The 13,654-nt window shown below is 42.4% G+C and carries 11 protein-coding genes; 10 read left to right on the forward strand and 1 reads right to left on the reverse strand.

Annotation, left to right across the window (positions count from 1 at the left end; genetic code table 11):
• Positions 1–66 precede the first annotated feature (66 nt).
• The 3 genes from ACGF7G_RS00275 to nhaR all read left to right on the forward strand — a co-directional run bounded on the left by ACGF7G_RS00275 (position 67) and on the right by nhaR (position 4,607).
• Positions 67–1,914 (forward strand): beta-glucoside-specific PTS transporter subunit IIABC, encoded by a 1,848-nt coding sequence (locus ACGF7G_RS00275; protein ID WP_387462788.1) that lies wholly within the window; start codon positions 67–69, stop codon positions 1,912–1,914.
• A gap of 400 nt (positions 1,915–2,314) precedes the next feature.
• On the forward strand, positions 2,315–3,481 hold the full coding sequence (gene nhaA / locus ACGF7G_RS00280) for a Na+/H+ antiporter NhaA (protein ID WP_387462789.1): 1,167 nt from the start codon (positions 2,315–2,317) through the stop codon (positions 3,479–3,481).
• Positions 3,482–3,692: 211 nt separating this feature from the next.
• Entirely contained in the window at positions 3,693–4,607 is a 915-nt protein-coding gene (nhaR, locus tag ACGF7G_RS00285) for a transcriptional activator NhaR (RefSeq protein ID WP_021326157.1), read from the forward strand.
• A gap of 75 nt (positions 4,608–4,682) precedes the next feature.
• Here the strand turns inward: nhaR and rpsT are convergent, their stop codons facing one another.
• Positions 4,683–4,943, reverse strand: a complete 261-nt coding sequence (rpsT, locus tag ACGF7G_RS00290) for a 30S ribosomal protein S20 (protein ID WP_021326156.1) — start codon at positions 4,941–4,943, stop codon at positions 4,683–4,685.
• 350 nt (positions 4,944–5,293) lie between these two features.
• Between rpsT and ribF the strand changes: the two genes are divergently transcribed.
• The 7 genes from ribF (at position 5,294) to carA (ending at position 13,639) form a co-directional block, all read left to right on the forward strand.
• On the forward strand, positions 5,294–6,238 hold the full coding sequence (gene ribF / locus ACGF7G_RS00295) for a bifunctional riboflavin kinase/FAD synthetase (RefSeq protein ID WP_387462790.1): 945 nt from the start codon (positions 5,294–5,296) through the stop codon (positions 6,236–6,238).
• 24 nt (positions 6,239–6,262) lie between these two features.
• Positions 6,263–9,076, forward strand: a complete 2,814-nt coding sequence (gene ileS / locus ACGF7G_RS00300; RefSeq protein WP_387462791.1) for an isoleucine--tRNA ligase — start codon at positions 6,263–6,265, stop codon at positions 9,074–9,076.
• Positions 9,076–9,579: a signal peptidase II gene (gene lspA, locus ACGF7G_RS00305; protein ID WP_133813680.1), complete on the forward strand. Its 504-nt coding sequence runs from the start codon at positions 9,076–9,078 to the stop codon at positions 9,577–9,579. The genes ileS and lspA overlap by 1 nt, the downstream gene beginning before the upstream one ends.
• A 121-nt stretch (positions 9,580–9,700) precedes the next feature.
• Positions 9,701–10,171, forward strand: a complete 471-nt coding sequence (gene fkpB, locus ACGF7G_RS00310; protein WP_133813681.1) for an FKBP-type peptidyl-prolyl cis-trans isomerase — start codon at positions 9,701–9,703, stop codon at positions 10,169–10,171.
• Entirely contained in the window at positions 10,152–11,105 is a 954-nt protein-coding gene (ispH, locus tag ACGF7G_RS00315; protein WP_133813682.1) for a 4-hydroxy-3-methylbut-2-enyl diphosphate reductase, read from the forward strand. The genes fkpB and ispH overlap by 20 nt, the downstream gene beginning before the upstream one ends.
• A 114-nt stretch (positions 11,106–11,219) precedes the next feature.
• Positions 11,220–12,041, forward strand: a complete 822-nt coding sequence (gene dapB, locus ACGF7G_RS00320; protein WP_387462792.1) for a 4-hydroxy-tetrahydrodipicolinate reductase — start codon at positions 11,220–11,222, stop codon at positions 12,039–12,041.
• Between the two features lie 434 nt (positions 12,042–12,475).
• Entirely contained in the window at positions 12,476–13,639 is a 1,164-nt protein-coding gene (carA, locus tag ACGF7G_RS00325) for a glutamine-hydrolyzing carbamoyl-phosphate synthase small subunit (RefSeq protein ID WP_387462793.1), read from the forward strand.
• Positions 13,640–13,654 lie beyond the last annotated feature (15 nt).

A 13,654-nucleotide genomic window follows, 5' to 3' on the forward strand; every position in this document is an offset into this window, starting at 1 on the left:
ATATGAGATAAATGGATTTATGTGTTTTCGATTTTTTTAACAAAAGATTAGATGTGGGTGGTAGAAATGAATTATAAAGACATTGCGAAAGATATTATTATATTTATCGGGGGAGAGGGAAATATAAATAAAAGTTGGCATTGTGTTACCAGATTACGTTTTAATGTTATAGATGATAGTAGAGTAGATATTGCTGCAATAAAGAAAATGCAGGGAATTATGGGGGCACGCTTCCACAGTGGACAGTTGCAAATAATTATTGGTAATAGAGTTGTTGAAATATTTAGTGAAATAATTAAGCAATTAAAAGAGAATGAAAGTGGCTGTGATGACCAAAATAAAAGCCGGATAAGTCATATTTTCGATATAATTTCAGGTATATTTGTTCCCATATTGCCGGTGATAGTCGGCGCTGGATTACTGAAAGGCGGATTGATTTTCTTCTATATGATGAACTGGGTTTCAGCGGAGAGTAATGAGTATAAATTATTATATATTCTTTCTGATGCGCCTCTGTATTTTTTGCCTGTTCTTCTTGCCTTTTCAGCGGCAAGAAAATTTAAAACTAACGAATTTATTGCGGCAACGTTAGCGTGTATTTTAATTTATCCAACATTATCTGATCTTATAATCGCATCCGGCGGTGGATATCTCGATGTGTTTGGTATCTCTGTTCCAGCTATTCATTATAACTACACTGCTATTCCAATTATTTTAGGTGTTTGGTTGCTTAGTTATATTCATCGATGGGTAGACAGATTTATTCCGGTAGTATTAAAGTTAATATTTACGCCATTATTAGTCTTATTGATTTCCGTGCCAATTTTATTAATTATTGCTGCGCCGTTAGGAAATGCAATTGGCCTGTATCTTGAGAAGGTGATTTTAGAGTTATTTTCTGTAGTTGGACCATTTGCCGGATTATTGCTAGGAGGGCTGATACCTGTTTTGGTCATTACTGGGATGCATTATGCTTTTTTACCGAGTGTTTTTGCTAACTTTAAATCTCTCGGATACGATTTTATGTTATTACCAATTAGCTTCGTCAGTAATATTGCACAAGCGGGTGCTACATTGGCAGTTGCAATTAAAATAAAAGATAGACAGATGAAGTCATTAGCTTATTCAGCCTCATTCTCTGCTTTTTTAGGGATCACTGAGCCTGCAATGTATGGTGTGACTCTTAAATTAAGAAAATCTTTTTATGCTTCATTAATTGGTGGAGCAGTTGGTGGGGCTATTGTGGGTATTTTCTCTGTAAAAATATTTACTTTTAGTATGCCAGGGTTGGTGTCACTCCCTTTTTATATGGAAAAAGATAGTAATAATTTCCTTTTTATTTTATTTGGGATTTGCAGTAGTTTCTTAGTTGCGTTTATACTCACGTTATTAATGAAATTAGAATCTAATACTGAGTCTATGGTATTAAAAAACCTATACGCTTCGAAAACTAAAAAACTCACATTACTTTCTCCTATGACGGGTGAAATTAAACCTCTCTCAAGCGTACCTGATGATACCTTTTCTGAAAAAATTATTGGTGATGGTGTTGCTATTATTCCTACCGAAGGTGTGGTGAAAGCGCCTTTTAATGGTAAAGTTTCAATGATTACTCCAACGGGACATGCTATTGGTTTAATTTCCGAACAAGGGATTGAATTATTGATTCATATTGGTATTGAAACTGTAGATTTACAAGGAAAGGGATTTAATTTGCAAGTTATGGAAGGCCAGACTGTGGTTGCCGGTGACATATTAGTTAATTTTGATATCTCTTTTCTTCAAGAGAATCAGATTCAACTAATATCGCCAATTATTGTTACTAATAGTGAAGAATATTGCTCAATAATTCCGACTAAGAGAAAAGAAGTTATAGGGTGTAAAGATTATTTTCTGACGATTAATCAATATTGATTTATTTCTCCAGTTTTTTATATATTTTAAGGATCTTCTTAATATATTTTTAATTATGTAAATATTAAGGTAGCGGAATGGCCGCCAATGGAGAAAATACACGGGTGGGAAAATGCCGTGTGTTATGTCTTCGCATATTTTATTCTATATAGCGGTACAACTTACACTATCAGAAAATGATCTAAACCGCATTTTAACTAAAATGCGGGAAATAGGTGCTGATGTAAGGTAATTGAGCCGTCATTCAACGCTCTCCCTCTGGTTGATAATCTACTTTTATTGAGATGTAGATCATCAATAGATCGGTTATAACGAATTATTATGGCTATAAAATCGATTTTTTTCGAAATGATAGTTGAAGTACTATTCATAACCCGATCAATTTCAGAGGTTAATCATTGTGACAGCAATTATTCGTCAATTCCTGAAATTAGAAGCAGCTGGCGGGCTACTTCTTATCATTGCTGCCATTATTGCGCTGATAATGGCAAATTCGCCATTACAGAGTGTTTATCAGCAATTTCTTAACATTCCGGTAGCAGTACAATTTTCTGCACTGGAGATAAATAAACCTTTATTGTTGTGGATAAATGACGGCTTGATGGCTGTCTTCTTTTTAATTGTTGGTTTGGAAGTTAAGCGTGAACTGCTGGAAGGTTCTCTGGCGGGACGTGATAAAGCGATATTCCCAGTAATAGCGGCTATTGGTGGCATGGTCGCACCTGCACTGATATATCTGTTATTTAACGGTGGTGATGAGTTTACCCGTCAGGGATGGGCTATTCCTGCGGCAACAGATATTGCATTTGCTCTGGGTGTGATGGCGCTATTGGCTAAACGGGTACCAACAGAACTTAAGGTTTTTCTACTGGCATTAGCGATTATTGATGATCTGGGTGTTATTGTGATCATCGCTCTGTTTTATACCAAAACAGTTTCCCTGGTCGCGCTTGGATTATCGGCAGCAATGATTGCTGCGTTGATTTGGATGAATTGGCGTGGTGTCGAAAAAACATCGGCTTATCTGGTTATTGGCACAATTCTTTGGGTCTGTATCCTGAAATCGGGTGTTCATGCAACATTAGCCGGCGTCATCGTTGGTTTTCTTATTCCTCTGCGTTGCCGGAGTGGTCATTCTCCTTCCGAATCACTTGAACATGGATTACATCCTTGGGTGGCGTATCTTATTTTGCCGTTATTTGCATTTGCCAATGCAGGTGTGATCCTGAGTGGCGTTACGCTAAATGGTTTGACTGATATGTTACCGCTGGGCATTGCGACGGCTCTGTTTCTTGGTAAGCCATTGGGAATTTTCCTGTTCAGCTATATTTCCATCAAGATAGGATTTGCTAAATTGCCGCAACGGATTAGTCTTAAACAGATATTTGCTGTTTCGGTTCTTTGTGGGATAGGCTTTACCATGTCCATCTTTATTTCAGGATTGGCTTTTGAAGGTGCAGGTGAATTTTTCAGTACCTATTCCCGTCTGGGAATTCTGATTGGCTCAACAACTGCCGCGTTAATGGGTTATGGCTTGTTACGAATGGTCTTACCAACGAAAAAGTAATGGCAGAGCCGTGATAAATTAATTAATTTAGCCTGATAGTTTCAGAAAGAATTTCCGAACTGACTCTCATTTTTGTACTCGCGGTACAACAAAAAATTGTATCGCGAATATTTTATGTAGCGAAAAAACAGGAAATCGCCGTAAAACGGTAAATTAGGAATGTATGGCTGGCGTTGGTTATCAGACGAAAGCGATACACAAGGAAAAACATATGCGGGTGTCACATCTGAATTTTAATCATCTCTATTATTTCTGGCATGTTTGCAAGGAAGGATCTGTGGTTGGGGCGGCAGAAGCGCTTTATCTGACGCCGCAGACGATTACAGGGCAAATAAAAGCACTGGAGGAGCGTTTAGGCGGGAAGCTGTTCAAACGCCAAGGACGGGGTCTGGTGCCATCAGAACTGGGACAGCTTATTTTCCGCTATGCGGATAAGATGTTTATGCTGAGTCAGGAGATGCTGGATATTGTTAACTACAGCCGTGAATCCAACCTGTTGTTTGATGTTGGTGTTGCTGATGCATTATCCAAACGTCTGGTTAGCCAGGTATTGGAAACAGCGGTAGTGGAACATGAGCAGATCCATCTGCGCTGTTTTGAATCAACCCATGAATTGCTGCTTGAGCAACTTAGTCAGCACAAACTCGATATGATACTGTCTGATTGCCCGGTGGATTCTTCCCAGCAGGAAGGGTTGTTCTCGGTAAAACTGGGTGAATGCAACGTCAGTTTCTTCTGCCGGCAACCTGTTCCGGAAAAGCCTTTCCCAGAATGTTTAGAGGAACGTCGCCTGTTGGTTCCAGGACGTCGCTCTATGTTAGGGCGTAAACTGTTGACTTGGATCCGTAATAAAAATCTTCAGGTTGAAGTTCTGGGTGAATTTGATGATGCAGCATTAATGAAAGCGTTTGGTATGTATCATAATGCGATTTTCGTTGCGCCGTCTTTGTATACCAATGATATTTTTGCTGACAACGATATTGCTGAAATTGGCCGGCTGGATGCAGTGCAGGAAGAGTATTATGTGATTTTTGCTGAACGAATGATTCAACATCCGGCTGTTCAGCGCGTGTGTAATAAAGATTTTTCCGCGTTGTTTAATGCGCCATCTAAGAAGCGGACTTAAAAAATAATTGATAATAATTGCAAACAACAAAAAAACCGGCGAAAGCCGGTTTTTCAGTAATCTAAACGCAAATGATTACATTGCGTTGATTTGAGCAGCCAGATTAGATTTATGACGTGCTGCTTTATTTTTGTGGATCAGACCTTTACAGGCGTGACGATCGACAATAGGTTGCATGTCATTAAATGCTTTCTGTGCAGATTCTTTATCGCCAGTGGCGATAGCAGCATAGACCTTCTTGATGAAGGTACGCACCATAGAACGACGGCTAGCGTTATGCTGACGACGTTTTTCAGACTGAATGGCGCGTTTCTTAGCTGATTTGATATTAGCCAAGGTCCAACTCCCAAATATATTCTATCGAGGACAATTCAAAGGCCGAGGAATATGCCTGTTCAGCCTTCTTTTGTCAATGGATTTGTGCAAATAAGCGCCGTTGTACTGCGGCACTTGTTACGTTGTGATGGCGCAGGATTTTATCAGCTTAGTTAGTTGGAATACAGTCTTTCACAATAAAAATCTCATTGAATAGTCCTAATGAGAAATAAAATAAATATTTTTCGGGATTCCTGCCCGTTTTTGTTGTATGAATCAGGGTTATTAATTTTAGCCATCTTATGATGGTGGGTTAACCTTGCGCTTTGTACAAGGTATAATTTGGTAATTTCCAGGGTATTGAGCCAGCTATGGAGCTAATTCGCGGTATACGTAATATCCGGGCGCATCACCATGGTTGCGTGCTGACGATTGGTAATTTTGATGGCGTCCACAGAGGCCATCAAGCACTATTGAGGCACTTAAAACGCGAAGGGCAGCGTCTGGGTTTACCAGTAACGGTTATGATTTTTGAACCACAACCCTTGGAAGTTTTTGCCAAGGATAATACACCAGCCCGTCTGACGAGATTGAGGGATAAAGCTAAATATCTCGCCCAGTATGGAGTGGATTATTTATTATGTGTGAAATTTGACAGGAATTTTGCGGCAAATACGCCAGAAGCCTTTGTTTCGCGGTTGCTCGTGGAAAAATTGGGTGTTAAGTTTCTGGCGGTAGGCGATGACTTTCGTTTTGGCAAATCCCGCAGTGGTGACTTTGCCTTTCTACAGCAAGCCGGCGAAACATACGGTTTTGACGTGACCAACAGCGAAAGCTTTTGTGACAGTGGCTTGCGGATCAGCAGTACAGCTATCCGTCAGGCACTGCAAGATGATGATTTGGTACTAGCTGAAATATTATTGGGCCATCCATATAGCATTTGTGGCCGGGTCGTTCATGGCAAACGGCTGGGGAGTACTATTGGTTTTCCAACAGCGAATTTGCCATTAAAACGTTTAGTGGCTCCTGTACAGGGCGTTTATGTCGTTGAAGTCTATGGCCTGGGAGATAAACCTTTACCGGGTGTTGCCAATATTGGTACACGTCCAACCGTCTCTGGTCAGGGCCAACAACTTGAAGTACATCTGATTGATACCCAAATGGATCTGTATGGGCGTCATATTGATGTGGTGTTACGCAAAAAACTGCGTAATGAGCAGCGGTTTGCTTCTCTTGATGCACTCAAGCAGCAAATTGCTAATGATTTGGTCGCTGCGAAGGCATTTTTTAAACAGCAACCAGTGTCATGTATCTAGCGGAAAATTGGAATTGAGAATCGAATGAGTGACTATAAAAATACCCTGAACCTACCAGAAACAGGGTTTCCAATGCGCGGAGACTTAGCAAAGCGCGAACCAGACATGCTAAAACGTTGGTACAAAGATGAGTTGTATCAGGTAATTCGTAAAGCAAAAGCCGGTAAAAAAACATTTATTCTGCATGACGGCCCTCCTTATGCGAATGGCAGCATTCATATTGGTCACTCAGTCAATAAGATTCTCAAAGATATTATTATTAAATCCAAAGGGATGGCGGGATATGATTCGCCATATGTACCCGGTTGGGATTGCCATGGTTTACCGATTGAGCTTAAGGTTGAGCAGATTATTGGTAAGCCGGGAGAAAAGTTTTCCGCTGCTGAATTCCGTGCCGAGTGCCGCAAATATGCTAAAGAGCAGATAGAAGGTCAGAAGGAAGACTTTATCCGTCTGGGCGTATTAGGTGACTGGGATCGCCCATACCTGACGATGGACTTTAAGACTGAAGCCAACGTTATTCGTGCACTGAGCCGTATTATTGCCAATGGACATTTATTGAAAGGCGCTAAACCCGTTCACTGGTGTACTGATTGTGGTTCATCATTGGCGGAAGCGGAAGTTGAGTATTACGACAAAACATCTCCATCTATTGACGTGCGTTTTGACGCTGTTGATACGGCAGCTGTTTACGAGAAATTTGGCGTACAGGCATCAGATCAACCTGTTTCTCTGGTGATCTGGACAACCACGCCGTGGACGTTACCGGCTAACCGGGCGATCGCTTTGCATGCTGAATTTGACTATCAATTAGTACAGATTGAGGGTGAATGTTTGATCCTGGCTGCTGATTTGGTCGAAAGTGTGATGACGCGTGCGGGTGTGACATCGTGGACCGTGCTGGGACACTGTGCGGGTTCTGCGTTGGAACTGTTGCGCTTCAAACATCCGTTTATGGGCTTCGATTCACCAGTTGTACTGGGTGATCACGTTACATTGGATGCGGGTACCGGTGCTGTCCATACTGCGCCAGGTCATGGTCCGGACGATTTTGTTATTGGTCAGAAATATGGTTTGGAAGTGGCAAACCCAGTTGGTCCGAATGGCTGTTATCTGCCAGGTACTTATCCTTCTCTGGATGGCGTGTTTGTCTTTAAGGCGAATGATGTTGTGCTGAATATCCTGCGTGAAAATAATGCGTTGCTCCACCTAGAAAAATTACAGCATAGCTATCCTTGCTGCTGGCGTCACAAGGCACCTATCATTTTCCGTGCCACGCCACAGTGGTTTGTCAGCATGGATCAAAATGGTCTGCGCAAGCAATCTCTGAAAGAGATCAAAGGTGTTCAGTGGATCCCAGGCTGGGGGCAGGCCCGTATTGAGGCAATGGTTGAGAATCGTCCTGATTGGTGTATTTCACGTCAGCGGACTTGGGGTACGCCTATGTCCCTGTTTGTCCATAAAGAGACGGAAGAACTTCATCCACGTACTATCGAACTGATGGAAGAAGTGGCTAAACGTGTTGAAGTTGATGGTATACAGGCGTGGTGGGATCTGGATCCAGCCGAACTGCTGGGTGATGATGCGGCTAACTATGTCAAAATCTTTGATACTCTGGATGTATGGTTCGATTCTGGCTCAACCCATTCATCGGTTGTTGATGCCCGTCCTGAATTCCAGAGCAACGCTGTGGATATCTATCTAGAAGGTTCAGATCAGCATCGTGGCTGGTTTATGTCTTCCCTGATGATCTCAACCGCAATGAAAGGCAAAGCGCCTTACCGCCAGGTCTTGACACACGGCTTCACTGTAGATGGTCAGGGCCGTAAGATGTCTAAGTCTATCGGCAACACCATCAGTCCGCAGGATGTGATAAATAAATTAGGGGCGGATATTCTGCGTCTGTGGGTTGCTTCTACTGATTACACCGGTGAAATTGCGGTATCAGATGAAATCCTGAAACGTTCTGCTGATGCATATCGTCGTATCCGTAACACAGCGCGTTTTCTGCTGGCAAACCTGAATGGTTTTGATCCGGAACAACATAGGGTTAAACCGGAAGAGATGGCGGTGTTGGATCGCTGGGCTGTGGGTCGTGCTCAGGCTGCTCAAGCAGACATTACAAAATGTTACGATGAGTATGATTTCCACTCTGTTGTTCAGCGTTTAATGCAGTTCTGTTCTGTAGAAATGGGGTCGTTCTATCTCGATATCATTAAAGACCGTCAGTATACCGCGAAGGGTGATAGTCTGGCTCGCCGCAGTTGCCAGACTGCGCTGTATCATATTGCAGAAGCACTGGTTCGCTGGATGGCGCCTATTCTCTCCTTTACCGCGGATGAAGTCTGGAAGGAATTGCCTGGTAAACATGCTCAATATGTATTTACCGAAGAGTGGTATGACGGCTTGTTTGGTTTGGCCGCAGGCGAACAAATGAATGATGCTTTCTGGGCTGATTTACTGGCTGTTCGTGGTGAAGTCAACAAAGTGCTGGAGCAGGCACGTGCAGATAAACATATTCGCAGCTCTTTAGAAGCCGCCGTCACTCTGTATGCAAATAATGAACTGGCTGATAAATTGAACAGTCTGGGAGATGAATTGCGTTTTGTGCTGCTGACATCTCAGGTTTCTGTTGCAGCTTATAAACAGGCGGGTGACGATGCGCAGCAAAGCGAAATCGACAGCCTGAAAATTGCTTTCCATAAAGCGGATGGTGAAAAATGCCCTCGTTGCTGGCATTACGCTAAAGATGTGGGATTGGTGGCGGAGCATGCAGAACTTTGTGGCCGCTGTGTAACTAATGTTGCCGGTAACGGCGAAGAGCGTAAGTTTGCCTGATGAATAGACCCATTTGCTCCACTGGCCTTCGCTGGCTTTGGTTAGTTGTCGTGGTATTGATTCTGGATCTGGGTAGTAAACAGTTGGTGCTGAAACACTTTTATCTGTATGAATCCGTTCCATTAATACCTTATTTCAACCTGACTTATGCCCAGAATTTGGGGGCGGCTTTCAGTTTCCTTGCGGATAAAGACGGCTGGCAGCGTTGGTTATTTGCATTAATTGCCGTTGCTATTTCAGTCATATTGATGGTGATGATGTATCGCTCCAGTGCAAAGAAGAAACTGAGTAATATCGCTTATGCCCTGATTATTGGTGGAGCATTGGGCAATCTGTTTGACCGGTTGGTTCATGGTTTTGTCATTGATTTTATTGATTTTTATGTCGGTGATTGGCACTTTCCAACCTTTAATATCGCTGATATGGCGATATGCATCGGAGCAGCATTGGTTATTATTGATAGTTTTTCAAGCCCGGATGAAAAGACAATTAAAGCGGGATAAAAGCCTATTTCAGTAGGCGTTATTGTTCAGGCGGTTCTTGTGAGTGAATAGTGAACTTGGGCAGTGCCCAAGTTCGCTTTTTACGATAAAGAGCAGCAAATAAAAATAGGTTCTGAGTAATATGTCAAAGCAGGTACATGCAGATAGTGCAGTTTTACTGCACTTCACTTTAAAACTGCAAGATGGTTCTACAGCCGATTCCACCCACCATCAGGGCAAACCTGCATTATTCCGTTTAGGTGATGGAACCCTTTCTTCACCTTTGGAACAGCAGCTTACCGGTCTGAAAGAGGGAGATAAACGCACATTTACTCTGGCTGGTGAAGCAGTATTTGGTAAACCGAATCCTGATCTGATCCAATATTTTACGCCGCGTGATTTTGCCGAAACGGGTATTCCTGAAATTGGAACTATAATGTTATTTACGGCAATGAATGGCAGTGAAATGCCAGGCATCGTAAAAGAAGTGGCAGAGGAGTCCGTCACTGTTGATTTCAATCACCCGTTAGTTGATCAGAACATCACATTTGAGATTGAAGTGTTGGAAATTGATCCACAGTTGGAGAAAAACCATGCAGATATTGCTGGCTAACCCTCGTGGTTTTTGTGCCGGCGTTGACCGGGCCATCAGTATTGTAGAACGTGCTCTGGAATTATATGGTGCACCGATCTATGTTCGCCATGAGGTTGTACATAACCGCTATGTTGTGGATAACCTGCGCAAGCGGGGGGCTATCTTTATTGAAGACATCGCAGAAGTACCCGATGATGCGATTCTGATTTTTTCTGCCCACGGCGTTTCACAGGCGATCCGCGCAGAAGCCCGTTCCCGCAATCTGACAATGCTGTTCGATGCGACTTGTCCCTTGGTAACTAAAGTCCATATGGAAGTGGCCAGAGCCAGCCGCAAAGGCAAAGAAGCTATTCTGATCGGTCATGCTGGGCATCCGGAAGTTGAAGGGACAATGGGTCAGTACAATAATGCTGATGGTGGAATGTATCTGGTTGAATCTCCTAAAGATGTGTGGAATCTGAAAGTCAAAGATGAAGATAACTTGTGTTTTATGACTCAAACTACGTTATCAGTTGATGATACTTCAGAAGTGATTGATGCGCTTAATGAGCGATTCCCCAACATTGTCGGTCCCCGTAAAGATGATATCTGTTATGCGACGACTAACCGCCAGGAAGCGGTACGGGATCTGGCATCTGATGCTGATGTTGTATTGGTTGTTGGTTCGAAGAATTCATCTAACTCTAACCGCCTTGCGGAGTTAGCTCAACGTGTTGGTAAACCTGCTTACCTGATAGATTCTGCTGATGATATTAAAAAAGAATGGATAACTGGCGTTTCTCTGGTTGGAGTGACTGCGGGAGCTTCGGCACCGGACATTTTAGTTCAACAAGTCATTGAGCGGCTGAAAAATCTTGGTGCTGATTCTGTCGAGGAATTACATGGCAGAGAAGAGAATATTGTTTTCGAAGTGCCCAAAGAGTTACGTGTTGAGGTTAAACAGATTAGTTAAAAAGTACTGCGCCAGATTAAGAGTGAGATTGCTCATAATATATTGATTTAAAATATTTATCTGACTGATCGCCTGTGTTAAATCAGGAAACGGACTAATTCACAGTGAGGGCTTATGGCTGATACAGAAATTCGTGTTGCTATTGTTGGTGCTGGTGGGCGTATGGGGCGTCAGTTAATACAGGCTATCCATCAATTAAGTGGCGTCGCTCTTGGTGCAGCTTTAGAACGCTTAGGCTCTTCTCTGATTGGCACGGATGCCGGAGAATTGGCGGGTATTGGTAATACAGGCGTTACTGTTTGTGATAACCTGAAAAAAGTTGTTGATAATTTTGATGTGCTTATCGATTTTACCCGCCCGGAAGGAACACTTGCCCATCTTGAAATTTGCCGTCAAAACAGTAAGGCAATGGTTATCGGTACCACAGGCTTTGATGATGAAGGTAAACAGGCGATTAAAGATGCCTCTGCGGATATCCCGATAGTATTTGCTGCGAATTTCAGTGTTGGTGTGAATTTAGTGCTTAAATTACTGGAAAAAGCGGCGAAAGTGATGGGTGAATATACTGATATTGAGATTATCGAAGCACATCACCGCCATAAAGTGGATGCTCCATCAGGAACGGCGTTAGCGATGGGAGAATCGATTGCCCATGCTTTAGGGCGGGATCTTAAAGAATGTGCGGTCTATGCTCGTGAAGGTTATACCGGTGAACGTGATCCGAAAAGTATTGGTTTTGCCACCATCCGTGCCGGGGATATCGTAGGTGAACATACCGCTATGTTTGCAGATATCGGCGAGAGAGTTGAAATAACTCATAAGGCTTCAAGCCGGATGACATTTGCAAATGGAGCAGTGAAGGCAGCATTATGGTTAAGTGGTGAAAATAGAGGTCTTTTTGATATGAAAGATGTATTGGATCTCGATTTACTTTAAAAAAGTATTTTTATAACATCCTGATATCGCATAATTAATTTATATATTGTGCGATTTTTAGTTGTTTTGTTTATTTTTATTTGATTATCATTGGTTTTTCTTATTTTTGTCTTATTTTTTACCTTTATTGTCTTATTTTTTCTCCTTTTTATGATTCTTTTCAGTTTTTCGTCTGAAAATTAAATCTTCTATGCTGGCAACCGTTTTCTAAGTTAACTTTATTTCTGTTTTTAGTCTTCTTTTGTTGGTTTTTTCGGTGAAGTGTGCAAAAAAATAATAAAAGTAACATTTTTTGTAGACAACTATCCTTCTCATCATTAGAATGCGCGCAATTTGCCAAAATTTTGCCTAAAAAGCAGCTTTGGCATTGATTTTGACGAACAAATCTGAATTAATATGCACTAATTGTGATTTATTATTCTCTGGAGGGTGTTTTGATTAAGTCAGCTATATTGGTTCTGGAAGACGGAACCCAATTCCACGGTCGCGCCATAGGGGCTAAAGGGGCGGCAGTTGGGGAAGTGGTTTTCAATACCTCAATGACCGGATATCAAGAAATTCTTACAGACCCTTCCTATTCCCGCCAAATTGTCACTCTTACTTATCCCCATATTGGTAATGTCGGTGTTAACTCAGTCGATAAAGAATCACTAAAAGTACAGGCTCAGGGGCTGGTAATCCGTGATCTACCACTACTAACCAGTAATTTCCGCAGCGAAGAAACACTTTCTGATTACCTTAAACGCCATAATATTGTTGCGATAGCGGATATCGATACCCGCAAACTGACTCGCTTGTTGAGGGAAAAAGGCTCACTGAATGGTTGTATTATCGCAGGTAAGCAGATTGACGCTCAGGTTGCTCTGGAAAAAGCACAAGCGTTCTCAGGGTTGGAAGGGATGGATTTAGCAAAAGAGGTGACAACGGAGCAGGTTTATCCATGGTTACAGGGAAGCTGGACGCTGGCAGATGGGTTACCGGAAGAGAAACAAGAACAGGAGCTGCCTTATCATGTCGTTGCTTATGACTTTGGCGCAAAACGCAATATTTTGCGGATGCTGGTAGATCGTGGCTGTCGCCTGACAGTGGTTCCCGCTCAGACACCGGCTGAGGATGTATTAAAGTTAAATCCAGATGGTATTTTCTTGTCCAATGGTCCAGGTGACCCAGCGCCTTGTGGCTATGCGGTTGAAACAATTAAAACTTTCCTTGAAATAAATATTCCGATCTTTGGTATTTGCCTTGGGCACCAATTGCTGGCATTGGCGAGTGGTGCCGAAACAATGAAAATGAAATTTGGTCATCACGGTGGCAACCATCCGGTAAAAGATCTTGATCGTAATATTGTGATGATTACGGCACAGAACCACGGTTTTGCTGTGGATGAAAAATCACTGCCGGCAAATGTGCGTGTGACCCATAAATCCCTGTTTGACGGTACGTTGCAAGGAATTCATCGTACAGATAAACCGGCATTCAGCTTCCAGGGGCACCCGGAAGCCAGCCCTGGCCCACATGAAACTGCGTCATTGTTCGATCACTTTATCGAGCTGATTAAACAGTATTGTCAGCAAAATAATCGTCATAACACCAAGTAATCAGGAGAAAATAAA

It is taken from the genome of Photorhabdus sp. RM323S (assembly GCF_042879375.1).
In the GTDB taxonomy this organism is placed as follows: domain Bacteria; phylum Pseudomonadota; class Gammaproteobacteria; order Enterobacterales; family Enterobacteriaceae; genus Photorhabdus; species Photorhabdus tasmaniensis.